Below are 23,692 nucleotides of genomic sequence, written 5' to 3'. Positions count from 1 at the left end.
CTGCCGAGCTCATCGAGTACTGCGCGATGCAACCTGCGCCATAACCCCGCTTCCGTCCACTCCATGAAGCGGCGATGCGCGGTAGGCACCTTCACCCCGAAGCTGGGCGGCAGGTGCCGCCACGCACACCCACTGGTCAGCACGAACACGATCGCGGTGAACACCGCACGATCATCCACACGAGACCGCCCACCTCCTTGCGGACGGACCTGATGTGCCGGGACCAACGGCTCGACCAGCGCCCACAGCTCATCAGGCACCAACCTCCGCGACAGCTCATCAACCACGAACCAAGATCATGCCCGCAAACCCGACCAAGATCCAAATGAGACACGCCCTAAGCGCCCACCGTCACGGTCCTTGAGCCTGGGAAGGCACCCTGCCGAAGCTGTTCAGCTGAGCAGTACGTGGTCGTGAGTGTTTGTTCCGGTTCTTACCGGAACAAACACTCACGACCTTTTTCAGCGGTCGAAGCTGCCGCTCTTGATGCAGTCGAGGAACCGGTGCCAGGTCCGCACCGGGACGGCTAAGTGCCCACCATCGCGATCCTTCGTGTCCCGCACCCCGACAGCATCCACACCGAGGCCCACCTCGACACATGTGCCTTGCCCCTGTGAGTGAGTGGATGTCCGCCAGTTGGTGAATTGCTGGCTCATAGTGCTCCTATGCGCTGGTAGATCAGCTCCAGCGACGCCGCCGGATCGGCAGCGTGCGCTCGTAGATGATCCATCATCAGCGCATAGTCAGATACCGCCGCAAGGTCTTCGACGTAGACGCCACCATGCTGGCTCTCCAGATAAACGACGTCAGCGTCCCCAGTGTCAACGTAGCGAAGAATGGTCACCTGGCCACCAGTTGCGGGCTGTGCACCTGCTTCCAAAGGCATCACCTGGAACGTGATGTTCGGCGATTCGGCGATCTTCACCAGGTGTTCCAGCTGTTCCCTGAGTACATCGGGGCCGCCAACCTTCTTGTGCAGGGCCACTTCTCCCGCGATCGCCCAGAGTTTGAGCGGCTCCTGATCAACGAGGCGCTGCTGCCGTTGAAGTCGCAGCTCAACGCGACGCTCGATTTCTTCTGGAGAAGATCTCAACAGCGTCGCCTTGGTCAAGGCCCGCGCGTATGCCTGGGTTTGGAGCAAACCAGGGATGACGTCCGGCTCGTATGTGTTGACCTCGCTCGCTTCCGCTTCCAGTCCGAGATAGCGCTCATGCCATTCGGGGAGCACGTCCACATAGGTCTCCCACCAGCCTTTGCGTCGAGCAGCCCGTGCCAGGGAAGCCAGCCGGTCACGCTCGCTGCGGGAGATGTCGTACAGCTCGGCAAGCGCGATGACGTCACCGTGTGCAGGTGTTCTTTTCCCTGCTTCCCAACGAGAAACGAGCGATTGCGCTCGCCCGACGAAGTCCGCGACTTGTTGAGTTGTGAGACCGGCGGCCGAGCGCAGGCCGCGTAGATCTTGCGCGAGGCGTCGGCGCCGAACCACGGGTGAGGGCTCCATAGTCGTCAGTCTTACGGGTGGCAGCACCCGCTTTCCAGCCGCTTCACACGATCGAGATCTATCCCCTGGGGATTATCCCAGCCGATCATATCCCCAAGGAATAGGAGGCGGGGATGCTCGAAAAGGCTGGTGTGGACTGGTTTTGGCGGCCGGTGGGGGTGGGGCGGCATGCGTTCGGCGTGGCCGCGAAGCGGGCGGAGCCGTATGCGTCGGTGACGTCGTTCTGCGGCGTGGAGGTGGGGGCGTGGCAGGTGCAGCGGCTGCCGCGAGAGCTGGAGTGGATCGACGAGGACACCTGCATGGACTGCTGGCGGCGCATCAGCGCCCGGTGGGCCACAGGCCCGTGAGCACTTATTGCTGCTATAGCGACACAAAGTACGCACGGGCTCTGACCAGCGGAAACGTCAACTTCAACGGTAGGGAGAAATCGATGTTCTGGATCCAGCTCAGCACGTTCGTCCTGTTCAACCTGCTGATCCTCGCCATGCTCACCACCCAGATCCCCACCCGAACCATCGCCTTCACCACAGGCCAGCACGCCGGAGGCGGCGAAGGCGCCTACACGGTCTGGCACCTCATAGCCGACATCCAAGCCGAAACCCGGCAAGAAGAACACGGGTCGGAACACGAACATCCCCGCATACCACCGGAATTCCCCACCACCGACCCAGACGAGCCCACCGGACGCCACCACCTGCGGGCCTGAACCCTCGTGAGTGCTCACTCCGGTTCTTACCGGAACCAACACTCACGAGACCCACCTCCCGAGGTGAACGCTCGTGAGCGCTCACTCCGGCTCTTACCGGAACCAGCACTCACGAACCCCGAGCAGGGCCGGTGCGGTGACCTCCCCCAAACCCCACCCGCACCGGCCCACCCCGGTGACCGGGCGCGACCTCCCCCCGACCCACGCGCCCGGTCACCGGCACCGCAACGACGTTTCCGGCTCGTTGGTTCGTTCTTCCGCTTGAGCCGTCTCCGCAGGTCGTGTCACGACCCGTGCGTATTTTTTGTCGCTATAGCGACAAAAAGTACGCACGGGTCGCGAGCTGCGGATCAGGAGGCGGTGTCGCGGAGGTTCCGGATGCTGCCCAGAAGGTTCTCGGCGCGCTCCCGCCCGGCGGTCGCCTCGGTGAGGCGGCGGTTGACCGTCTGCAGCTGCCGGCTGCGCTCGGCGGCGTCCATCTTCAGTGCCTTGTCGACCTCTCGAAGCTCGCCCTCGATCGCCTCGATTCGCCTGGTCAGGGCGTCGTCCAGGGCCAGCGACAGCTGCTGCTCAGCCTCGATCAGCTGCTCCGCCACCAGCTGGTCCAGCGACGAGCGGGCATCCGCGATGGCCTCGGTCAGCCACTGCTTCAGGTGCTGCTTGTCCGCCGCGTGCTTGCGGGTCCGCGCCATCCACCAGCCGGCCCCGAGCCCGAGCACGATCGTCACCGGCAGCACCACCGGGTTCAGCGCCGCGATACCCAGGCCCGCCAGCGGCATCGCCGCCGCCCGGCCGACGCCGAGCCCGCCGGAGACGCCCATGAACACCAGGAGCTTGTCCTCCGCGGTCGGCGGCCGCTTGTCCGGCGGGCGCAACGCGATCGGCGCCTGCGCTCCGCGCGCGAACTGCGAGCGGATCACGTCGAGCTCCTCTGCGGAGAACAGCTCCTTCAGCGACTGCTCGGCGACCGTGGCCAGCCGCGCCGACAGCATCGCGGCGACCCGGCTCGACGCCATCTGCAACGCCGCGTCGACGTGGCGCGGCAGCTCGGCGAGCTGGTTGCGGTCGGCGCCGTCGATGGCCCGGCGGAACCAGTTCTGCACCTCCCGGATCTGGCGGGCCACCTCGTGGCTGGTCTCGACGCGGGTGCGCTGGATCTCGCCGCGCAGCTTCACCTGCCAGCCGCGCGTCGACGAGCGCCGCGAGGTGGACAGCTCGTCGCGCCGCGCGCGCAGCGACTCCGCCTCGTCCTCGCCGACGGTCAGCGCGCGCTTCTCCGCGGACAGCTTCGCGACCAGCTCACCGAGCACAGTGGACAGTGCGCGCATCGTGTTGGCCTCGCCGAGCATCGCGGACCGCCCGCCGATCAGCCGCTCCAGCTCGGTGCGCAGCTCGGCGATGCCGGACTTCTCGCGCAGCATGTCCGCGGCCTGCTCGCTGGGCGCCTTCGCCGCCAGCTCCTGCATCCGCGCGGACACCGGGAAGATCGGCATGTCGGCGAACCGCGGCGCGTGCTCCGCGAGCAGCTTCCGGTCCGCCTCCAGGACCTGCCGCCATCCGCGGTGCTGGTCGGTCTTGGCCAGCGCGAACACGACGGTCTCGACGCGTTCGGCAACCTTCTGCAGGAATTCCAGCTCGCCCCGGGTGAACGGGGCCGACGCGTCGACGACGAACAGCAGCGCCGTCGCCGAGGCCGCCGCCTCCATCGCCAGCTCGCCGTGCAGGGCGTCCAGCCCGCCGACTCCCGGGGTGTCCACCACGGTCACCCGGGCCAGCGTGTCGATCGGCGCCGTGATCTGCACATAGCGCGGTGGCAGCTGCCCTTCGGGCAGTTCGCGGCCCGCGCCGGCCCAGTTCGGCAGCTCCGCCAGGTCGAACGGCACCGGCTCCTGCTGGCCGGGGTAGCAGGCGTGCGCCGCCCACTGCTCGCCGTGGGTGAACTCCAGGTACGTGGTGGTGGCCACCTGGGCGTCCACAGGGGACAGTCCCGGGCGTTCCAGCAGGGCGTTGACCAGCGAGCTCTTGCCCCGGTTGGTCTCCCCGACCACCACGACGCTGGGCTTCTTCTGGCGGCCGCGCCGAACCTGCTCGACCCACTCCGCGGCGGTGGGATCGGCCTCCCGCAGCAGCGCGTGCAGCTTCTCCCTGGTCTGCTTGACCTGCTGCGGCAGGCCCACGGCGACCGCGACGCCCGGTGCAGTCATGCGCCTCGCTCCTCTCGAACCCCGCCGCGCCGAGAAGTCGCCGGAGCGGCGGCTCCCACTGGCATCACTGCGGCCGCAGCTGGTAGACGGTCACCACCGGGGCGCGCAGCACGCGGTCCCGGTCGGCGAAGCCCAGCACCTCGGTCTCAGCGATCACGCCGTCCAGGGCCGGGTCGTCGGTGGGCGTGATGCCGCCGGCCTCGTGGTGCGCCGGGTCGAAGCGGGTGCCGTCCGGGCGCAGCGCCGAAACGCCGATGTCGCTCAGCCCCTCGGACAGCCGCTCCACCACTCCCGCGCTGCGCGCCCGGTCCATCGCGTACATGCACAGCTGGATCAGCGTCGCCCGCTCGGTCAGCGCGCGGTCCAGCGGATCGATGACGACATCGCTGGTCACGGCGGTCATGTCGGTTCCCACCTCTGCGTCGGCGTCCGGGGCAACTGCCGTGCCCTCGTCCGGATCGGACGCGACGGGCATACCGCCGGTTCCACTTTCAGGTGATTTCTTGCGCCGCCAGCCCCGCACCGCCATCACCCGGACCGCAACTGCTGCCAGATCAGGAAGTACGCCCGGTGCACCACGTGCGCGATGCGGCTCTGCGCGGGCGTGGCGCCGAACGACGAGAACGAACGCCACCAGTTCGCGCGCTCCAGGGCGTAGTCGGTCAGCTCGTTGCGGTGCCGGCCCGGCAGGCCGAGCTGCTCGCCGAAGTCGTTGCTGCTGCCGACGCGCATCACTTCCTCGGCCAGATCCGCCGGCATCGCCACCGCCCCGGCCGCGACCAGCGTCAACGCCTCCAGCACCCGCAGCTGGTGCGCCTCCGGCTTGGCCAGCAGCACCTCGATCGCGTCGTGCACCCGCTGCCGCTCGCCGTGGTCGCCGGAGGCGTGCGCGAGCGCGGTCACCGAGGCCAGCGCTGCCGCGGCCTTGATCCCGTCGGCCCGTGCCCGGAACACCGTGTCCAGCCGGTTCAGCACCGAAGCCAGCCCGGAGGAATCCAGCAGCCGCCGCCGCAACGCGCCCGCGGTGATCTCCGGGTCGGCGTCGATCGCCTCCAGCGCGCTCCGGATCCCGAAGAGGTCCATCCGCTCCAGCAGCCGGCTGCGGGTGCCGGCCGGCACGTCGCACTCCCAGCTGGTGAACAGGTCCGCGGACAGCAACAGGGTTTCGCGGGTCGCCTCGTCCAGCTGGGCCAGGCCGCGCAACGCCTCCGCGTCGGCGGAGGTGAACTCGCCGGATTCGGCGGTTTCCGCGAGCAGGCCGATCACCGGCAGCACGTCGGCGACCTTGGGTTTGAGCAGCTGGGCCTGCTTCTCCGCGAGCAGCGAAGCGGCCTTCCACACCTCGCCGCCCGCGTCCTCGACCGAACTCGGCTCGATGGTGTCGGCCTTGTTCAGCACCGCGATCGCGTTGACCGGCCCGGCCTCGCGGCTGGCCGTGGCGGCGGTGAACGCGGCCAGCGCCTGCTCGTCGTCGGCCCGGACGCCCTGCGTCACCACGTAGAGGACGGCCTCCGCACCAGCGACCGCATTGCGCGACACCGGATCCAGATCGGAGTCGTCGGCGGCATCGTTGGCGTCGTCGGCGTCTTCCTTGCGGGTGCCCAGCAGTTCTTCGGTGCGCGCCACGGATGCGGCGTCCAGCGAACCGAGCCCGGGGGTGTCGATCACCGTCAGGTCGCGCAGCACCGCGTTGGTCAGGTAGGCCTCCAGGTGCGAGACCTTGTCGATGTCCACGCCCAGGTCGGCCGGGATACCGCCGTCGGCGTCGAACGGCACGGCCTGCTTGTTGCCGTCGCGGAAGATCACCTCGACGCGGTCCACGGTGCCGTACTGGAAGCGGGTGACCAGCCGGGTGCACTCGCCCACGTCGGTGGGCGCGACCCGGCGGCCGATCAGCGCGTTGACCAGCGTGGACTTGCCGGACTTGATCCGGCCTGCGACGGCCACCTGCAGCGGCGCGGACAGCCTCCGCAGCACCTCGGCGAAGCCGGCCGCGGTCCGCTCGGACACCTGCGGCTGCAACCCGGTGCACAGCCGGGCGACCGCCGCGGATAGCGGACCTGGCCAGTGCTGCTGCTCGGTTGCCGTACTCAAGTCCGACCTTCCCGGATCGTGCGACTCACTGCGCGCTACATCCTGCCACGCACCCACGCCGAACCAGACCAAGTGCGCACGATCACCAACCGGCCGACGGCCTTTCGTCGCGGAGAACGCGCGCAAGTGCGCAAAACGCCAGGAAAGCGCTGGCGGTCCCGAGCAAGATCGCGGCGGTCAGCGGCAACTGGGCCAGGGTCAACGCCCCCAGCCCAAAGCCCAGCGATTGCACGACGTAGGCGACCGAGAAGCCGGCGGACCGGTGCAGATGCCGACCGGCACGAGGCCGCCGAGCAAGCCGGGCCAGCCGAAGTCGGAGGAGATCAGTGCCCCGCCCGTGACGAAGCACACCAGGCAGGCGCTCGCGACGCGCCCGGTCGCCCGAGGTGATCCCGCAGAACACCACCAAGCCCAGGAGCACTTCCGCAAGAGCTCCGGACCGCGCGGCGAGCCAGATTCCGGCGAGCGCGAACGCCGACACCGGAAGCAGCAGCCTGAGCCCCCGACCAGGCCCGATGGCGTCCAGCAAGCGACCGGCCGGCACCGCGCCCACCTGTTCGCCGAACACGTAAGCAGCCATCATCAGCGCGCCGAGCCGGTACGACCGCAATCACGGTGGTGAGCAGCGTGAACGCGAGCGGAGCCATCGTGGCGGGCAACCGGCAGGCGAGAACCGCCAGCGACCAGCCCCAGTAGCCGCGGTTGCGCAGCAGGGAGGCGGCTTCGGTCGCGCCCTGCTCGCCCGTGGCCATGCGTCGACTGTCCGACAGCGCTCTCGGGTTCCGTCGCCGGATCGGCGGGCACGCGGGTCCGACCTGGGGCTGACCTGGGTCGAGCCCGTGGGATGACGCCGGACTACGGATTCAGCGCATAGCCTCGCTTGGTGCGGAAACTGAGCCTCTGGTTGCGGGCGCGCCCGTTGGTCGGCGACAGCGGGATCGCCACCTTCATGCTGCTCGTGCACCTGGGAGAGCTCGACGACGCGGGCAAGCCCGCGATCGGCATGCCCGCCTGGCTCTACGTCGTGTCCGGGCTGCTGCTGACCGTGCCGCTGGCGGTGCGGCGCATCTGGCCCGTGCAGTCGGCGTACGTCGCACTGCTCGGCATGGCGATCATGTCGGTCGCCAACACCGGCGCGGGCTCCACCATCGCAATCTTCGCGCCGTGCATGATGATCTACACCCTGGTCGCCTACGAAGGACGCCGGATCGCGGCGCTCTACACCGCGCTGACCGGCGCTTTCTTCCTGGCGCGGCTGTTCACCGGAGGCCAGCAGGACGGGAACCTGGCCGAGCTGATCTTCGTCCAGGTCGCGTTCTTCGTCATGCTGGCCGGCTTCTGCTGGGTGCTGGGCGAGTTCATCGGAGCCCGCCGGGCCTACCACGCCGAGGTGGAAAGACGGCTGCGCAACCTGGAGTTCGAGCGCGACCAGCAAGCCCGCATCGCGGTCGCGGAGGAGCGCAACCGGATCGCCCGGGAAATCCACGACGTGCTGGCGCATTCGGTCAGCGTGATGGTGACGCAGGCCGACGGCGCCGGTTACGCCCTGCGCAGCAACCCGGAACTCGCCGAGCGGGCGTTGCAGGCGATCGGCAGCACCGGCCGCGAGGCCCTCGGCGAACTGCGGAGCCTGCTCGGCGTGCTGCGCGACAGCGACGAGCACGACCCCGGCCGCATCCCGCAGCCCACCGCCGCTGACCTCAGCGACCTGGTGAACCGGGTGCGCGGGCTCGGGCTCGCCGTGTCGATGGAACTGACCGGCGATTTCGCCGGACTGCCGACCAGGATCGGGCTCAGCGTCTACCGGATCGTGCAGGAGTCGCTGACCAATGTGGTCAAGCACGGCGGCACGGGCACCACAGCCTCCGTCCGGGTCGACAACGACGGGCAGCGCATCGAGATCGAAGTGCTGGACGACGGGATGTGGAAGGGGTCGACCGGGATGACCTCGGGCGGCAACGGGCTCATCGGCATGCGGGAACGCGCCGCGGTCTACGGCGGCACGCTGGAGGCCGGTCCACGGCCCGAGGGCGGCTGGCGGGTGCACGCGGTGCTGCCGCTCGACCCGCCTGCCCAGCCCGCGCCACCGGCCGAGAAAGGTCGCTGAAAGGTCCGAAACCCCAGCTCGGATAGGGTGTACGGCATGGTGCGGGTGCTGCTGGTGGACGACCAGGAACTGATGCGCATGGGCTTCCGGATGGTGCTCGACGCGCAGGATGACCTGGAGGTCGTCGGCGAGGCGGGCAACGGCGAGGAGGCGATCGAGCTCGCCGAGCGGCTGCGGCCGGACGTGGTGCTGATGGACGTCCGGATGCCGGTGCTCGACGGCGTCGAGGCGACCCGCCGCATCGTCGCGGCTGACAGCGCGAAGGTTCTGGTGATGACCACCTTCGACCTGGACGAGTACGCGCTTTCCGCGCTGCGCAACGGGGCCAGCGGGTTCCTGCTCAAGGACGCCCCGCCGGAGAGCCTGGTCACCGCGGTGCGATCGGTGGCCAGCGGCGACGCGGTGGTCGCGCCCAGCGTCACCAAGCGGCTGCTCGACCGGTTCCTGGGCGAGCGCGGCGGCCAACTGCGGGACGCGTCGGTGCTGGACGTGCTGACCGACCGGGAGCGCGAGGTGCTGGTGCTGGTCGCGAAAGGACTGTCGAACGCCGAGATCGCGGGCACGCTGTTCCTGTCCGAGGCCACCGTGAAGACCCACCTCGGCCGCATTCTGTCCAAATTGGACGTCCGGGATCGCGTGCAGGCGGTGGTGCTCGCCTACGAAACCGGTCTGGTCAAACCGGGCGAGGCGTGAATTGCGCCTCCAGCCAGCCACAAAAGCACTGGTGGACGGCTAGCCTGCGCTGGTGAGCGACGCCGCGTGGAAACCCCGACTCATCGCCCTCGACATCGACGGAACCCTGCTCGACCCCGCCACCCATGAAATTTCCGCAGTGGTCAAGGCCGCGGTGCGCCGCGCGATCGAAGCGGGCGTCCAGGTCGTCGTGTCGACCGGCCGAAGCACGCTCGGCACCCTGCCGATCCTGGACAAGCTGGAGCTGACCGGCGGAATCGCGTTGTGCTCCAACGGAGCGGTGCGGGTCGACGTGGCGGCGCGGGAGCCGCTGTCCATCGAGACCTTCGAACCCGGGCCGGTGCTCGTCGAACTGGCCAGGCGGCTGCCCGGTGCGATCTTCGCGAGCGAGGACATCGGCGTAGGAAGCCTGGTGACCAGCAAGTTCCCCGAGGACGAGCTGCACGGCCCGCAGCAGCTGGCCACGCTTGACGAACTCGTCGACCACCCGGTGCCGCGACTGATCGCGAACTGGGTGGATCACGAGCCCGCCGAGGTCATCGAGGTGATGGCCGGGGTCCGGTTGCCCAACTGCACCTTCACCGTGGACCACTACGAGCCGTGGGTCACCGTGGTGCCGGAAGGCGTGACCAAGGGCTCGGCGCTGGAGAAGCTGCGCGCCGAGCTGGGCATCGCGGGCGAGGACACCTTCGCCGCCGGTGACGGGGACAACGACATCGAAATGCTGCGCTGGGCGGCGCACGGCGTCGCAATGGGGCAGGCGGTGGAGATCGTGCGCGCCGCGGCCGACGAGGTCACCGGGCCGGTCGCCGAGGACGGGCTGGCGGCGGTCCTGGACCGCTGGTTCCGGTGAGATCTCCGGGGCAACCCTGAGCCCGTCATACCGGAGGACGGGGCCGACTACGACTCAGGTCTGACCCTAGGTCCAGACGATGGGTCGATGTCGGCGCACTGGCCGACCGGGCACGCTGTGTCGTGTGGCCCGGTTGGGCCGCGGCAGTGTCGGCTTACAGGAGTGATCATGATCGAGGCGATCGGCCTCACCAAGCGCTACGGCCCGAAAGTCGCGGTGAACAACCTGTCGTTCACCGTGAAGCCCGGCCGGGTCACGGGTTTCCTCGGCCCCAACGGGGCCGGCAAGTCCACCACCATGCGCATGATGCTCGGCCTGGACCGGCCGACGTCGGGTGAGGTGCGCATCGATGGCAAGCCCTACCGCGAGCTGAAGCACCCGCTGCGCACCGTGGGCGCGCTGCTCGACGCGAAGTGGGTACACCCCAACCGGTCGGCGCGCACCCACCTGCTGTGGCTGGCGAAGTCCAACGGCCTCCCCGCGAAGCGCGTCGACGAGGTCCTCGGCATGGTCGGCCTGGAGGACGTCGCGAACCGCAAGGCGGGCGGCTTCTCGCTGGGCATGTCGCAGCGGCTCGGAATCGCGACCGCCCTGCTCGGCGACCCGCAGATCCTGTTGTTCGACGAGCCGGTGAACGGGCTGGACCCGGAGGGAATCCACTGGATTCGGCGGTTCATGCAGGGCTTGGCCGCCGAGGGCCGCTCCGTGTTCGTCTCCAGCCACCTGCTGTCCGAAATGGCCCTGACGGCCGAAGAACTCGTGGTGATCGGCCGCGGCGAGCTGATCGCGCAGTGCAGCACCCAGCAGTTCGTGGACAACGCCGGCACCCAGGGCGTGGTGGTGCGCTCGCCGCGAGCAGAGCAGCTGCAGCAGCTGGTGAGCGCGCAGGGACTGAGCGTGCGGTCGACGGCCCAGGACACGCTGGTGGTCGACGAGGCCGAGACCGAGCAGATCGGCGAACTCGCCGCGCAGCACGGGATCGTCCTGCACGAGCTCACCGCGCAGCGGAGCTCGCTGGAAGAGGCCTTCATGCAGATGACCGGCAACGCCGTTGAATACCAGACCAATCTCGGCGCCGCCGCGTCCGCGCTGAACACCTCGGGGGTGGCCCGATGACCCTGCTCGCCGTCGAACGAATCAAGCTCTTCTCCACCCGGTCGCCGTGGTGGTGCACCTTCCTCGCGCTGGCGATGACCATCGGGTTCACCACGCTGTTCGCGCTCCAGCTCGAAAACGAAATGTCACTGTCGATGACGCAGGTCGGCTACCAGTTCGGCCTGATGGTGGTCCTCGTGCTCGCCGCGTTGTCGATCACCACCGAGTACCGGTTCGGCACGATCCGGGCGACCTTCCAGGCGGTGCCGAACCGGACCGCCGCGCTGCTGGCCAAGACGGTCGTCGTCGCGGTGGTGGCACTGCTCATCGGCGAGGTCGCCGCGTTCGGCTCCTGGGGAGTCGCGAAGCTGCTGGCACCGGGCGCGGATCTCGCGTTCGCCACGAGCGACGACTGGCGCCACGTCGCCGGGGTCGGCCTGGTGTTCGCGATCGGCGCGGTGCTGGCGGTCGCGGTCGGCGCCCTGCTGCGGCAGACGGCCGGCGCCGTCACCCTGCTGCTGATCTGGTCGCTGCTGGTGGAGAGCCTGGTCGGGCTGATCCCGAAGGTCGGCGCCGACGTGCAGAAGTGGATGCCGTTCAACGCCGCCAGTCACTTCATCTCGGGCACCGACGGGGTGGGCGACATGCCGTTCGGCCCGTGGGGCGCGCTGGCCTACTTCGCGGCCGTCGCGGTGGCCCTGTGGGTGATCGCTTTGATCATCGTTCGGCGGCGCGACGCCTGACCAGCGAGAACCTAAGCAGGCGTAGAACCTTTCATGATCAACTATAGAAATGCCCAGTTGGGCGCGGGATAGCAAAACGTTACCCGGCCCGGCCGAGAGTCTGATCACGTCAACCGATAGGATCAGCGGCAAGATCGAGCCGCAGACGTCGCCTACCGGTGCGTGCGGCACCGCAGGGTCCGCAGTGGACACCGCGCGAGGCTGACGACGTGGCCGATTAGCACAACCGAATTCGACCGACTGCAACAGCGCTCGGGGGCGCCGGCGGTCGGGACGGGGGAGGGCCCGGGCTGTCATTCGGGGGATGGCCCGGGCCCTGTGCTTTCCGGATATCCGCAGTCGCTCCGGCACGCCGACGACCTCGCGCGGAAACCGTCCCGCGTCAGACGCTGGGGCGGACCACCAGGACCGGGCAGGCCGCATGCCGGACGCACTGCTCGGCCACCGAGCCGAGCATCAGGCCCGCGAACCCGCCGCGGCCGCGGTGGCCGACGACCAGCAGGTCCGCTCCCCGCGATGCCGACAGCAGCGCCTGCGGCGACGGCGAGTGGACGACGTGGATGTCGACCTGGAGGTCGGGGTGTTCGCCGAGCTTGTTGGCCACGATGCGTTCCGTGTCCTCCAGGACCGACTGCTGGAACTGGTCCATGCTCGGCACGACGTTCGGCGGGCAGTCCGCCGGTCGCGGCGCGGTCCGGAAGCTCCAGGCCCGCACAACGTGCAAGGCGACGTTGCGGCGCCGGGCTTCCTCGGCCGCCACGAGCAGGGCGCGCAGCGACGATGCGGAACTGTCCACGCCGACGACAACACCGCTGTCGATCTCCACCTGTTGGATCGTCTGGTCTGGCACCCCCCCACTCCAGCCGCATCCGGGCGACTTGTCGAGCCGACCGGCGGGGGATCAACCAAACACGTTGTAAACATGTGACTTTAGACACATTTAACATGGCCGTGTCATTCTTCATATTCGCTGTGGTAAGGCATGAGTGAGGGATGTCCCGAACCAGCGTCGCTTGGGGGCATGCGCTGGCCGAGGGCGAGTTCGTGGCTCGCGACTTTCTCAACAGCAGAAGGGTGGGCCGATGGTGCAATCGAAGGAAATCCCGGTAGTCCAGGCGCAGCAGGACGGTGCGCGAGTTCGGCGGTCGACGGACGACGTCCAGCTGGAGCCGGTGCCCAGGCTCGAATGGTCGCTGGCCACCGAAGCGCACCCGCCCGCGCTGGAGGCGGCGACACCCGCATCGCTGCGGCGGAGCTGGATCCACACGGCGCCCGAACACCAAGTGCTCGAACTGTTCCGCAAGCTGCTCGGTGCCAAGCGCCGGCTGCCCGCCCCGTGGTGGCTGCGGGCGCTGGATCGCGGCGAGATCGAATCGCGGAACGCGGCGTTCGAGATCGAGGACGAGGCGCACGCGGTGCTCGGTGCCCGACCGGGCTGGGTCTTCGTGCCCTGGGCCGGCATCGGCGAGGCCGGGTACTGGGAGTTCGCTCCGTCGGACCGGGCGACGATGCGGATGCCGACCACCGTGGTGCTGACCGACGAACACCGGGGCTGGCTGAACGTGGTGCCGGCGCACGGCGAGACCGAGCCGGTTCCGGTGCCGGTCAAGCAGTCCGCCGGCCTGGTGTCGATGCTGGAGCAGATCGAATCCTGGTGATCCACCGGCCCCGCCTCCCCGACGAGTGGGTTCGGTCGTCGGGGCCCGTTGCCGGTTTGCGATACTGATTCCCCGTGAATGCGTCTGACCAGCAGGTTCCGTTTCCTCGTACCGTTGTCAGCTACGTCCAACGCGGCGAGCGGATGACGGTGGGCCAGCAGCGCGCCTGGGATCGCCACTGGTCCGAGCTGGGTTCCGAGGTGACCGCGCTGCCCGAGGGCCCGCTGGATCTCGCGACCTGGTTCGGCCGCTCCGCGCCGGCGGTGCTGGAGATCGGTTCGGGCATGGGCGAAACGACCGCGCAGCTCGTCGCCGCCCAACCCGACGCCAACTACCTGGCGGTCGAGGTCTACAAGCCGGGGCTGGCCCAGCTGATGCTGCGGGCCGAGAAGCTGGAGGTCACCAACCTCCGGTTGCTGCGCGGCGATGCGATCGTGCTGCTGCGCGAGCACATCGAGCCCGCGTCGCTGGCCGAGGTGCGCATCTACTTCCCCGACCCGTGGCCGAAGAAGCGCCACCACAAGCGCCGTCTCGTGCAGCCCGACTCGGTGCGGCTGATCGCGTCCCGGCTCGCGCCGGGCGGCGTGCTGCACCTCGCGACGGACTGGGAGAACTACGCCGAGCAGATGCTGGAGGTCTGCCAGGCGGAACCGCAGCTGCGCAACCGGTACGCCGACGAGCCGGGCGGTTGGGCACCGCGGCCGGAGTGGCGGCCGGTCACGAAGTTCGAGAACCGGGCGCACGAAGAGGGCCGCGAAATCCGCGACCTGATCTTCGAACGCATCTAGCCGCTCCGTAGTGGATCCCGGCGAGGAGGGATCGCGCCGGGCGAGGATGCGGTCCCGGCCGGTTCAGTGACCTCCTCGACGGACTGCCCCGAACCTGATGCGCAGGAATGATCGCCTCCGGCCCCGTCCGGCGGATCACCATGCGCTTAGATCTCCAAGATCCACTTTCGGCCGGGATTGGCCGCCGTGTCGTACCTTTCTGCCACCGTTTGCCCGGGATGAATCGCCTGAGCAGAGGGAGATGAGCGCGATGACCAGCGGCCACCAGCGCGCAGCGCAGCCGGAGGACCTCAACCGGTTCGTCCTGGAGCGGCTCAACGCCGGCGACGTCGACGGGCTGGTGGCGTTGTACGAGCCCGACGCCGTGCTGATCGTCCCGACCGGCCGGGCCGTCGGGCACCGGGAGATCCGTGCGGCGTACGAGCAACTCGTGGCGGCCAAGCCCGAGCTCGCGTCCGGCGAAACGCAGCCCGCGATTCGCAACGGCGATCTGGCGCTCACCTCGGTGCGACTGGCAGGCGGCGGCGTCACCGTCGAGGTGGCCCGCCGCCAGCCCGACGGCACTTGGCTTTGGATGCTCGACCAGCCCAACCTGCTCGGCTAGGCCTGCTCGTCGCGCCGATCACCGGAGGGCGCTTCGCCGAGGCCGTGCCGCTCCGCGAATTCCGGGGCCGTCACGCCCATGAGCACCATGTCGTGGTGGCGACCGGCGAAGAATTCGTGCTCGCGCAGCAGGCCTTCCTCGACGAAGCCGAGCGTGCGGTGCAGCGCGAGCGACGCCTCGTTGTGGGCGTAGATCTGCGCCTCGCACTTGTGATACCGGCGCTCGCCGAACATGAAGCGCAGCACGAGCACGATCGCTTCAGACGCATAGCCACGCCGTTGGTGCTCGTCGTCGATGGCCACGCCGTGGGAGAACCGGCCGGTGCGCGGATCCGCGTCGTGCGTCGAGACGGATCCGACCAGCTCATCGTCGTCCAACGTCTCGATCACCAGGCGGAATGAGTCGCCGACCGGTTGGACGGCGGACTGCTCCGCCGTCCACGCGCGGTATCCCTCGGCCGAGCGCGGCGGGTAGAGGGCGTCCAACGATCGTTGGTGCTCGGAGTGCGAGTCCATCCGCATGAACGCTCGCCAGTCCTCGGGTTCGATGCCCCGCAGCCGAACGAGCCGGCCCGTCCAGAAGGAACTCATCCGGCTATCCCAGCAACCACTTCACCTTCGCGTCCAAGGCTTTTCCGGGCTCTCGGCTGGCGCGGCACGTCGGCCGAACGGCGACGATCGGTCCCGCCGAGAACGGCGCGGCTCGTCGAGCGCTGGTCACGGGTTCGTGCAGATGTCCGCGATCTCCGCGGTGTCCCAGTAGAACGGGCGGACGTCGATGATCTGGTCGTCCTGGATCTCGACCGTTTGCAGGATGGGGAATTCGAGCTGGCGGCCGGTCGCCCGGGAGCGCGCTCGGACCTGGGTGAGCACCACGAGCGGTCCGGTCGTGTCGCCCGGCGTCAGGAAGTCCTGCGCCAGCATCTCGAACGATTCCCAGGTTCGGCTCATCGCGACGAAGAACCGTTCCATGCCCTGGTGGCCCTTCCAGCTGCCGCCGTAGGGCAGCGCCTCGGCCTGATGCAGGACGACCTGCGGCGAGAAGAACTCAGCGAGCGGCTCGAAGCTCGCCTCGCCGGGCCCGCCGGCCGCCAGGTACTCGGCCTCCGCCGCGTACATGCCCTCCAGCACCTGCATCTTCGTCTTCGTTGCTGTCACGCGACCAGCTTTGCCGCGCGGGAGGCCGGGCGCTGGCAGTGATCAGACATCGCACTCGCCGCCGTCCATGATCAACAGGCAGATATTCACTCAACTGGGCGATCAAGCGCGCTCATTTTTGGGTCGATGAATGTCACTGCGAGTGGGTTGTCGCGCGATCGTGGTGTTGTGAATTCACCGAAAAGAAGAATGCTCATGTAGTGACGAGTGAACGGTGATCGCGACTACGTTACCGGGCCGTGACGGATATCCGTGATGAAGTCATCCCGACCCAACAGCGCCCGCCGGACGCCGATGGCGAAGGCAGCACCACCAGCCGGCTCATCGCCGATGGGTCCGAGCCGACCACGGGTATTTCGGCGGCCGAGCAATTCCTGCGGGCCTTCCACGACGCTCATCCCGAGGCAGGGTCCCTGTCCCAGCGCCTGGCCGAGGTGCGCCAGGAGCTCGCCGACACCGGTACCTACCGCCACACCAGCGCGGAACTCGCCTACGGCGCGCGCGTCGCGCTGCGCGACAGCGGATGGTGCACGAGCGGTGTGCCGTGGCGCCGGCTGAAGGTCCGCGATCTTCGCGGCCTGCGCAACGCCTCAGCGATCGCCAGCGAATGCTTCGAGCATCTCCGGCTGGCCACCAACGCGGGCAAGATCCAGCCAATGGTCACGGTTTTCGCCCCGGACTCGCCGGATCAGCCCGGCCCGTGCATCTGGAACGAACAGGCCGTCCGGTACGCGGGTTACGCGTTGTCCGACGGCGGCGTGCTCGGCGATGCCCGGTACAGCGGATTCACCGCTGAGGCCCAGCGCCTCGGGTGGAAACCGCCGACACAGCGCGGGCGCTTCGACCACCTGCCGCTGGTGGTGGAAACCGCCCACGAAGGCGTCAAGCCGGTGACCATTCCGCGGGACGTCGTGCAGGAAGTTCCGCTGGAACACCCGGAGTTCCGGTGGTTCGTCGAGTTGGGCCTCCGTTGGCACACGGTGCCCCTGATCAGCAACATGCAGCTGCTCATCGGCGGCATCCGGTACCCGGCCGCGCCGTTCAACACCTGGTTCGTGGGGACCGAGATCGGCACCCGCGGCCTGGCCGACGAGAATGCGTACGGCGTCACCCGGCACGTGGCCGAACGGCTGGGCATGGACACCTCCACCGAGCGAAACCTGTGGCGGGACCGGGCGATCGTGGAGATCAACCGGGCGGTGCTGTTCTCGTTCGACTCCGCGCGCGTCACGATCACCGACCACCACAGCGAGGCGCTGCACCGGCTGGCCTGGTTGCGGTCCGCGCCCCAGGCCGGTGTCTCCCGGCCGATGTTCACCGTCACCAAGGAAGCGAGCCAGCGTGCCCGGCAGGGAGCACCGCATGGCTTCCAGTCCCCCGAACCGAGCCGGCCGCGGTACGACGTGCTGGCCCGGATGAACCGGCGTTGCCTGGGAACAGGCCTGCCCGAGGACTGAGCCGCGCGCCGACCGGCTCGGCGCCGCGCCGAGCCGCAACGCGGTCCATGACCTCGGGGAGAACCGAGCTGAGCGACATGAGCAGCAGCACCGCGAGGGCGACGAAGGCTCCGATTCCGGAAACGATGTTGACGAGCATTTCTGACCTCCCTGGTCTTTCCTTCCGACTCTTCAAGCATCACGTTCGGGACAGGTTCAGCGGATCGGTCATGTGGTCGGCCCCGGATGGCCATCCGGCCAGTCCCGCGCGGGCGGAACTGGCCGGATGGTTGCCGACAGGGCGCTCGCCCACTACTCGTCGGCGATGGGTTCGCTGCTGATCCTGCGCAGCATCGGGCCGCTGCTGGAGGCGGCGAGCACCGCGACGGCCACACCGATCACGACCGGCGCGAGGATCCAGCCGCTGATCACCACCGGGGCGTCCTCCCCGAACAGGGTCAGCATCGAGACCCCGATCGCGATACCGCCCGCACCGGCGGTCAGCGTCGCGACCAGCGCGGGCAGCGCCGCCTCGGTCCGCAGAGCGCGCCCCAGCATGCGCACCGGGGTTCCCGCCGCGATCAACGCGCCGAAGGTGCGTCGGCGATCGACCACCGACGACGCGGCCGTGATCGCGGCGCTGCTGCCCGCGAGCAGGGCGGCGAGTCCCAGGCCGATGGCGGTCACCCGCTTGAGGTCGCCCAGCATCGTCTGCTGGTCCTCCAGCCGCAGCTCGCGGCTCAGGAAGCTTTCGGCGGGCAGTGCCGCGGCGAGCGCGGTCCGCACCCTCTCCCGGTCGGCGTCGGTCGCCGGGTTCACCACCAGCGTCGACTCCCCGACGTTCGCGACCTCGGGCACCAACTCGGGGTCGATCAGCACCGAAGAGCTCAGCTCGGGATCCTGGCCGCCGAGCGGTCGCGTCACGACGTTGGCGGGCAATCCGAACGTCGCCGGTTCCTCGTTGGAGTCCCGGGCCGCGTAGGCCCGGATGCGCAGCCCCGAGTCCGGCAGCCCGGTGGCCGGATCAGCGCGGATCGCCGGTGGTCCCGCGCACACGCCGACGGCCATCCGGGTCACCGCCGCCGCTTCCGGGCAACTGATCACCAGGCCGGCGTACGTGCCGCCCTCGGAGGTCTCGAGGGTGACCTGGTTCGCGCTCACGACCGTGGCGTTCGCGCCGCGGCGCTCCAGCTCGCCGACGACGCGCTTCTTCTGGTCGGCCACCGTCGCGGACGGAACGTCCAGGTACAGCACGGAGTCCTTGAAGGAACGCCCGCCGCCCGCGAAGGCCTCGAAGCTGGGCAGCAACGTCAGCGCCATCGACCCGACGAACACCGCGAGGACGATGCCGGACACGGACCGGTAGGCGGCCTTCGGATCGCTGCGCAGCCGCCGACCCGCGAGCAGCATCGCAGGCCGTCGCCACGTGGTGGCGAACAGCTTGCCGAGCGCGCCGGTCAACCACGGACCGACGACCGAGGCGGACACCAGAACCGCCGCGAGCGCCGCGAGCATTAACGTCAGGCCACCGGTCTTTTCGGCGGTGGCGAGCCCGAACGCGAAGAACGCCGCTGCCGCGGGCAACGCGAGCAGCCGCCACGCCTTGGGCGCCTTCCGCGACTGGTTCATCGCCGCGCCGACCGGTGCCTGCACGACCCGGCGCAGACCCAGCACCGCGGCCAGCACGACCAGCAGCGGAATCACGACCGCCACCGCGACGACCGTCGGCACCGACGGGGTGAAGTCGCTCGGCAACCAGGTGCCGCCACCCCACGGGATCTGAGCCCCCACGAACCGCAGCGGCCAGCTCAGCGGGAGACCGACGACGGTTCCCGCCGCCGCGGAGATGGTGGTCTCGGCGGCGACGGTGCCGACCACCTGTCCCGGCGTCGCACCGGCCAGCCGCAGGGCCGCGAGCCGGCGCTCCCGGCGAGCGGCGGTCAGCCTGGCCGCCGACGCGACGAGCACCAGGCTGGGAATCGCGAGCAGCACGATCCCCACCCCGGACAGGAACTTCAGCAGGAAATCGTCGGTACCGGCCGCGATCCAGCCCGATTCCTCGGCCTTGACGACGTCCAGCGTGCCCGGCTGGTGCCCGACCACCGCGACGAGCTGCTCCGGGAACTTCAGCGAGGTCTCGTCCAGAACTCCGACGACGTTGCCGTCGAAGCGGTTGGCGAGCTCTTCAGGCGGGCGCTGCTTCGCCAGCTCGGCCAACCGCGGCGACAGCAGGACCTCGCCGGCACCGGGGAAGCTCGGCGCGCCGTCCACCGCGGGCCGGTCTCCCGACACGTCGAGCCGGATGATCTTCTCGTTCTCGAAGAAGTCCAGGCTCGCCTGCGAAACCGCACCGGAGGGATCGGCGGCACCGCGCATCCAGGTCGCCCGCTCCATTCGAGCGTCCGTCGCGTTCGGCAGGGTCGCCAGGAACAGGACCAGTGCGGTGGCGACCGCGACCCCGGCGGCGGTGAGCAGCGCCGACAGGCGGCTGCGCGAGTCGGCGCGCAGCACCCGCAGCGCCAGCTGCACGGGATTCATCCGACCATCACCCCGCCCGCGATCAAGCCGTCGCGGATCTCCACGATCCGCCCCGTCTTGGCGGCCAGTTCCCGGTCGTGCGTCACGATGACCACGGCCGCCTGGGTCGCCGCAGCGGCGGCGAACAGCGCCTGCGTGGTCTCCTCGCCGGTGCGGGTGTCCAGGGCGCCGGTCGGCTCGTCGGCGAAGATCACCTTGGGGCGGTGCGCGAGCGCCCGCGCGATCGCCACCCGCTGCGCCTGACCGCCGGAGAGCTCGCCGGGCAGCCTCTTCTCCAGCCCGCCGAGACCGAGCCGGCCCAGCCAGTCCCGCGCGCCCTCCAGCGCCTGCTTCCGGTTGGCACCGGCCAGCAGCAGCGGCAGCGCCGTGTTCTCCTCCGCGGTCAGCTCGCCGACCAGCATGCCCTGCTGGAAGACGAAGCCGAACTCGTGCCGCCGCAGCGTGCTGCGCTTCGCCTCGCCGAGCTGGTCGATGCGGTGCCCGTCCAGCAGCACCTCGCCGCCGTCCGGACGCAGGATCCCGGCCAGCACGTGCAGCAGCGTCGTCTTGCCGGAGCCCGACGGCCCGACGATCGCCAGCACCTCACCGGTGTGGATCGCGAGGTCCACCCCTGCCAGCGCCCGGTACGAGCCGTAGTTCTTGACCAATCCGCGCCCAACCAGGAACGGTTCCCCGGGCCGCCGGTCGACGATTGAAGCCGACATTTTCCTTCCTCCTGCTCGTTTCGCGCCGCTAACGCCGTTCGTCGCCGTGCTGGCCCGTGCTCGCCGTGCCTGCGGTTGCTCGTGTTCGGGCTGCGGTCCGGATCTCGGGGCCCCACCGGTGCGGGACCTGCTGGATTCGAGATTGGCGGTCGGCGGCGGATTCCGGATCGGCCTCGGGGCCGCTGATCGACGCGCGAGGGTCGGCCGATCGGCCAGGGCATTCGAACCATTCGGCCAAGGTGTTCGAATCAGGCCACCGGTTACGGTCGAGCCGTGAGCAACATCGCGACGAGGCCCGGGACCGAGCCGACCGCGCCCTGGTGGCGCCGGCTCGGTGTTTTCCTGCGCGCGCAGTGGATCTTCGCCGGGCTGCTCGGGTTGTTCTGGCTTGGGGACACCCTCGGGTTGCTCGACGACGACAGCGTGCTGCTCCCGGGGATCACCGCGATGGCGCTGCTGGCGATCCTCGGTCGCCGCGCGCCGGTCTGGTGCGGGCTCGCGGCCGCGGTAGTGCTGGGCTGCACCACGGTGGTCGGCCGGCTGTCCGGCACGTCTTTCCACTCCCTGGGGCTGATCACGATCACCCCGACCGAGAACCTGGCGGGCCTCCTGCTGGTGCTGTACCTGTTCCGGTTCCGCCCGCTGCACAAGGCCATTCCGGTCACCGCGGTGCTGGTGGTGAGCTGCGTCGCATCGGTGCTGGTGCGCGCGCACATGTCGGCCGTCTACCCTCCGATGGTGTTCGGCCAGACGCTGAGCTTCGGCTTCCTGCAGCTGATGCTCACCGCGGGCACCGGCATCTACCTGCGCAGCCGGCGATCCGCGCCGGAGGAGTCCCGGGACACCCCGTTGCGCACGCTGGTGCGCCGGCAGTGGCCGGTGATCGCGGTGCTGAGCGTGCTGGTCGTCTTGGAATTCACCAAGAACGGGGAAGATTCGCTGCTCAGCGGCGTCGTGCTGCTGCTGTGCGGCGTCGTGATGTCCGTGCTGGCCGTCTTCGGGCCGGTCCGGCCGTTCGAGGCGTCGATGCTCGGGGCCACGGCCCTGGTGCTCACCTCGTTGATGATGCGCTTCTGGGGGCTCTCGACCGAGGTCGCCATGATCGGCGGAATCCCGTTCGCCGCCACCGGAGCGGGGATGCTGCTGGTGACCTACGCCACCAGGCACGCGGAGCCGCAGCGCGCGGTGTGGGCAGGTGTCGCGCTGGTCGGTTCGGCGCTGTTCGCCCTGTTCGTGATGCCGGTCGACTCGTCGTCGCTCAAGGATTTCGACGACTACCTGCAACCGGTCTTCATGGGCGGGTTGCTGCTGGTCATCTCCGTCGGCACCGGGCTGTACTTCCGCGCGCGGGACACGGAGCGCACGAAGACCGTGCGCAGCGCGGTGTCCGACGCGCAGCAGGCCGAGCGAATGGCCTTGGCGCGGGAGTTGCACGACGTGGTGGCGCACCACGTCACCGGCATCGTGGTGCAGGCCCAGGCAGCCCAGATGGTCGCGGAGAAGAACCCGAAGGCGGCGACCGACGCGTTGGCGCGAATCGCCGACAGCGGCACCGAAGCGCTGACCGCGATGCGGCGGCTGGTCGCGAGCATGCGAGGCGCGGAGCCGGCCGGCGCGTCGGCGGCCACCGAGCAGGCCACGACCGACCTCGAAGCGGACCTCGAAGCCCTCGTGAAGGCCACTCGGCGCGTCCCGGTCGGCGACCACCGGCCGACCACTGTGGACCTTCGCATCGACCTCGGCCGGGAAATCCCGCCGGAGGTCGCCCGGTCCGCCCTCCGCGTGGTGCAGGAATCCCTCACCAACGCCGAAAAGCACGCGCTCGACGCGAGTTACGTGCAGATCGACGTCCACGCCGACCCGATGAACGTTTACGCGCGGATCACCGACGACGGCACGGCGGTACGTCACCAACCGGTCGGCGGCTCGGGCGGATACGGTTTGGTGGGGATGCGGGAGCGGATCGAGCTGCTGGGCGGCCGATTCCGGGCCGGTCCGGGAGAGCACGTCGGTTGGTGCGTCGAAGCAGTGCTGCCGTTGGCGGAGCAGAGCGGGAAAGTGGGACAGCGATGATCCGGGTGTTGATCGCCGACGACCAGGAGCTGGTGCGCGCCGGTTTCCGGATGATCCTGGAATCCCAGGACGACATCGAAGTGGTGGCCGACGTCGCGAACGGCGTGGACGCGGTCCGGGTCGCGCGGGAGAAGCGGCCGGACGTGTGCCTGATGGACATCCGGATGCCCGGGATCGACGGGCTGGAGGCCACCAATCAGCTGGCCGGCCCCGGCGTAACCGATCCGATCAAGGTGGTCGTCGTGACCACCTTCGACCTCGACGAGTACGTCGACCGCGCGTTGCGGAACGGGGCGAGCGGCTTCCTGCTCAAGGACGCCGGCCCGACGCTGCTGCTGGAGGCGATCCGGGCGGCGGAGCGCGGCGATGCGCTGGTCTCGCCGCAGATCACGGTCCGCCTGCTCAAGCACTTCGCCCAGCCCCCGGTGCAGCGCCGCGCGGTGCAGGTGCCGACCGTGGATCTGACCGAACGCGAACTCGACGTCGTGCGGGCGACCGCGCGCGGCCTGACCAACGGCGAGATCGGTCAGGAGCTGTTCATGTCGCTGTCCACGGTGAAGACGCACCTCGCCGCCGCGCAGGGCAAGATCAAGGCCCGCAACCGGGTGGAGACCGCGGCTTGGGCCTGGCGCAGCGGACTCATGGACGAATGAGTCTTCGCCACCGCGCGCGTTAGCGTGGCTTAGGCAGCCGATTCCGGCGGCGCGTGCGCTCATTTTGCGTGCCGCGTCGTTGGTT

25 protein-coding genes are annotated in these 23,692 nt (G+C 69.4%); 13 read left to right on the top strand and 12 right to left on the bottom strand.

Going from position 1 to position 23,692, the window contains the following annotated elements; translation table 11 throughout:
* The 3 genes from AB0I53_RS01325 to AB0I53_RS01315 form a co-directional block, all read right to left on the bottom strand.
* The coding region (locus AB0I53_RS01325; protein ID WP_358594586.1) for a transposase at window positions 1–287 on the bottom strand (287 nt) is incomplete at its 3' end.
* Window positions 288–461: 174 nt separating this feature from the next.
* Window positions 462–656: a DUF397 domain-containing protein gene (locus tag AB0I53_RS01320; RefSeq protein ID WP_358594584.1), complete on the bottom strand. Its 195-nt coding sequence runs from the start codon at window positions 654–656 to the stop codon at window positions 462–464.
* Window positions 653–1,486, bottom strand: coding sequence for a helix-turn-helix transcriptional regulator (locus AB0I53_RS01315; protein WP_358594581.1), 834 nt, complete (start codon window positions 1,484–1,486; stop codon window positions 653–655). The genes AB0I53_RS01320 and AB0I53_RS01315 overlap by 4 nt, the downstream gene beginning before the upstream one ends.
* Window positions 1,487–1,614: 128 nt before the next feature.
* Between AB0I53_RS01315 and AB0I53_RS01310 the strand changes: the two genes are divergently transcribed.
* Window positions 1,615–1,848: a hypothetical protein gene (locus AB0I53_RS01310; RefSeq protein WP_358594578.1), complete on the top strand. Its 234-nt coding sequence runs from the start codon at window positions 1,615–1,617 to the stop codon at window positions 1,846–1,848.
* 83 nt (window positions 1,849–1,931) lie between these two features.
* A complete protein-coding gene (locus tag AB0I53_RS01305; RefSeq protein ID WP_358594575.1) occupies window positions 1,932–2,207 on the top strand; it encodes a hypothetical protein in 276 nt (91 codons plus the stop codon).
* 350 nt (window positions 2,208–2,557) lie between these two features.
* Here the strand turns inward: AB0I53_RS01305 and AB0I53_RS01300 are convergent, their stop codons facing one another.
* The 4 genes from AB0I53_RS01300 to AB0I53_RS01285 form a co-directional block, all read right to left on the bottom strand.
* Window positions 2,558–4,411: a dynamin family protein gene (locus AB0I53_RS01300; protein WP_358594572.1), complete on the bottom strand. Its 1,854-nt coding sequence runs from the start codon at window positions 4,409–4,411 to the stop codon at window positions 2,558–2,560.
* Between the two features lie 64 nt (window positions 4,412–4,475).
* Window positions 4,476–4,886, bottom strand: a complete 411-nt coding sequence (grpE, locus tag AB0I53_RS01295) for a nucleotide exchange factor GrpE (RefSeq protein WP_358594569.1) — start codon at window positions 4,884–4,886, stop codon at window positions 4,476–4,478.
* A 53-nt stretch (window positions 4,887–4,939) separates the two neighbouring features.
* Complete coding sequence (locus AB0I53_RS01290; RefSeq protein WP_358594566.1) at window positions 4,940–6,505, bottom strand: dynamin family protein; 1,566 nt, start codon at window positions 6,503–6,505, stop codon at window positions 4,940–4,942.
* Window positions 6,506–6,587: 82 nt separating this feature from the next.
* Window positions 6,588–7,073 carry a hypothetical protein gene (locus AB0I53_RS01285; protein WP_358594563.1) on the bottom strand — a complete coding sequence of 162 codons (486 nt, stop codon included), beginning with the start codon at window positions 7,071–7,073 and terminating at the stop codon, window positions 6,588–6,590.
* A gap of 315 nt (window positions 7,074–7,388) precedes the next feature.
* On the opposite strand from AB0I53_RS01285, the gene AB0I53_RS01280 reads away from it, so the two are divergent.
* The 5 genes from AB0I53_RS01280 (at window position 7,389) to AB0I53_RS01260 (ending at window position 11,996) form a co-directional block, all read left to right on the top strand.
* Entirely contained in the window at window positions 7,389–8,612 is a 1,224-nt protein-coding gene (locus tag AB0I53_RS01280; RefSeq protein WP_358594560.1) for a sensor histidine kinase, read from the top strand.
* A 36-nt stretch (window positions 8,613–8,648) separates the two neighbouring features.
* Window positions 8,649–9,305: a response regulator transcription factor gene (locus AB0I53_RS01275; RefSeq protein WP_358594557.1), complete on the top strand. Its 657-nt coding sequence runs from the start codon at window positions 8,649–8,651 to the stop codon at window positions 9,303–9,305.
* A gap of 52 nt (window positions 9,306–9,357) precedes the next feature.
* Window positions 9,358–10,158 carry a Cof-type HAD-IIB family hydrolase gene (locus tag AB0I53_RS01270; protein WP_358594554.1) on the top strand — a complete coding sequence of 267 codons (801 nt, stop codon included), beginning with the start codon at window positions 9,358–9,360 and terminating at the stop codon, window positions 10,156–10,158.
* A 168-nt stretch (window positions 10,159–10,326) separates the two neighbouring features.
* Window positions 10,327–11,274, top strand: a complete 948-nt coding sequence (locus AB0I53_RS01265; protein ID WP_358594552.1) for an ABC transporter ATP-binding protein — start codon at window positions 10,327–10,329, stop codon at window positions 11,272–11,274.
* Window positions 11,271–11,996: a hypothetical protein gene (locus tag AB0I53_RS01260; protein ID WP_358594549.1), complete on the top strand. Its 726-nt coding sequence runs from the start codon at window positions 11,271–11,273 to the stop codon at window positions 11,994–11,996. The genes AB0I53_RS01265 and AB0I53_RS01260 overlap by 4 nt, the downstream gene beginning before the upstream one ends.
* 382 nt (window positions 11,997–12,378) lie before the next feature.
* Here the strand turns inward: AB0I53_RS01260 and AB0I53_RS01255 are convergent, their stop codons facing one another.
* A complete protein-coding gene (locus AB0I53_RS01255; protein WP_358594547.1) occupies window positions 12,379–12,822 on the bottom strand; it encodes a universal stress protein in 444 nt (147 codons plus the stop codon).
* A 256-nt stretch (window positions 12,823–13,078) separates the two neighbouring features.
* Here AB0I53_RS01255 and AB0I53_RS01250 point away from each other — a divergent pair, with 256 nt between their 5' ends.
* The 3 genes from AB0I53_RS01250 (at window position 13,079) to AB0I53_RS01240 (ending at window position 15,046) form a co-directional block, all read left to right on the top strand.
* On the top strand, window positions 13,079–13,654 hold the full coding sequence (locus AB0I53_RS01250) for a hypothetical protein (protein ID WP_358594544.1): 576 nt from the start codon (window positions 13,079–13,081) through the stop codon (window positions 13,652–13,654).
* 143 nt (window positions 13,655–13,797) lie between these two features.
* Entirely contained in the window at window positions 13,798–14,442 is a 645-nt protein-coding gene (gene trmB / locus AB0I53_RS01245; protein WP_358594623.1) for a tRNA (guanosine(46)-N7)-methyltransferase TrmB, read from the top strand.
* A 241-nt stretch (window positions 14,443–14,683) separates the two neighbouring features.
* Window positions 14,684–15,046 (top strand): nuclear transport factor 2 family protein, encoded by a 363-nt coding sequence (locus AB0I53_RS01240; protein ID WP_358594541.1) that lies wholly within the window; start codon window positions 14,684–14,686, stop codon window positions 15,044–15,046.
* On the opposite strand, the gene AB0I53_RS01235 is transcribed toward AB0I53_RS01240, so the two are convergent.
* Together AB0I53_RS01235 and AB0I53_RS01230 are read right to left on the bottom strand one after the other, a co-directional pair.
* Window positions 15,043–15,636 (bottom strand): GNAT family protein, encoded by a 594-nt coding sequence (locus AB0I53_RS01235; protein ID WP_358594539.1) that lies wholly within the window; start codon window positions 15,634–15,636, stop codon window positions 15,043–15,045. The two genes, AB0I53_RS01240 and AB0I53_RS01235, sit on opposite strands and share 4 nt — an antisense overlap.
* A 126-nt stretch (window positions 15,637–15,762) precedes the next feature.
* Window positions 15,763–16,203: a nuclear transport factor 2 family protein gene (locus tag AB0I53_RS01230; protein ID WP_358594536.1), complete on the bottom strand. Its 441-nt coding sequence runs from the start codon at window positions 16,201–16,203 to the stop codon at window positions 15,763–15,765.
* Window positions 16,204–16,442: 239 nt separating this feature from the next.
* Here AB0I53_RS01230 and AB0I53_RS01225 point away from each other — a divergent pair, with 239 nt between their 5' ends.
* The gene (locus AB0I53_RS01225) at window positions 16,443–17,660 is read left to right on the top strand and encodes a nitric oxide synthase oxygenase (protein ID WP_358594533.1); all 1,218 of its coding nucleotides are present in this window, start codon (window positions 16,443–16,445) and stop codon (window positions 17,658–17,660) included.
* A 291-nt stretch (window positions 17,661–17,951) separates the two neighbouring features.
* On the opposite strand, the gene AB0I53_RS01220 is transcribed toward AB0I53_RS01225, so the two are convergent.
* Both AB0I53_RS01220 and AB0I53_RS01215 read right to left on the bottom strand, forming a co-directional pair.
* Window positions 17,952–20,177, bottom strand: a complete 2,226-nt coding sequence (locus tag AB0I53_RS01220; RefSeq protein ID WP_358594530.1) for an FtsX-like permease family protein — start codon at window positions 20,175–20,177, stop codon at window positions 17,952–17,954.
* Window positions 20,174–20,881: an ABC transporter ATP-binding protein gene (locus AB0I53_RS01215; protein ID WP_358594527.1), complete on the bottom strand. Its 708-nt coding sequence runs from the start codon at window positions 20,879–20,881 to the stop codon at window positions 20,174–20,176. Before AB0I53_RS01215 ends, AB0I53_RS01220 begins: the two co-directional genes overlap by 4 nt.
* Before the next feature lie 273 nt (window positions 20,882–21,154).
* On the opposite strand from AB0I53_RS01215, the gene AB0I53_RS01210 reads away from it, so the two are divergent.
* Both AB0I53_RS01210 and AB0I53_RS01205 read left to right on the top strand, forming a co-directional pair.
* A complete protein-coding gene (locus tag AB0I53_RS01210) occupies window positions 21,155–22,954 on the top strand; it encodes a histidine kinase (protein WP_358594524.1) in 1,800 nt (599 codons plus the stop codon).
* Complete coding sequence (locus tag AB0I53_RS01205) at window positions 22,951–23,607, top strand: response regulator transcription factor (protein WP_358594521.1); 657 nt, start codon at window positions 22,951–22,953, stop codon at window positions 23,605–23,607. Before AB0I53_RS01210 ends, AB0I53_RS01205 begins: the two co-directional genes overlap by 4 nt.
* Window positions 23,608–23,692 lie beyond the last annotated feature (85 nt).

The sequence above is a fragment of the Saccharopolyspora sp. NPDC050389 genome, from assembly GCF_040655595.1.
GTDB lineage: Bacteria > Actinomycetota > Actinomycetes > Mycobacteriales > Pseudonocardiaceae > Saccharopolyspora.
Note: the sequence above shows the minus strand (reverse complement) of the source record. Positions and strands in the feature narration are given on the sequence as shown.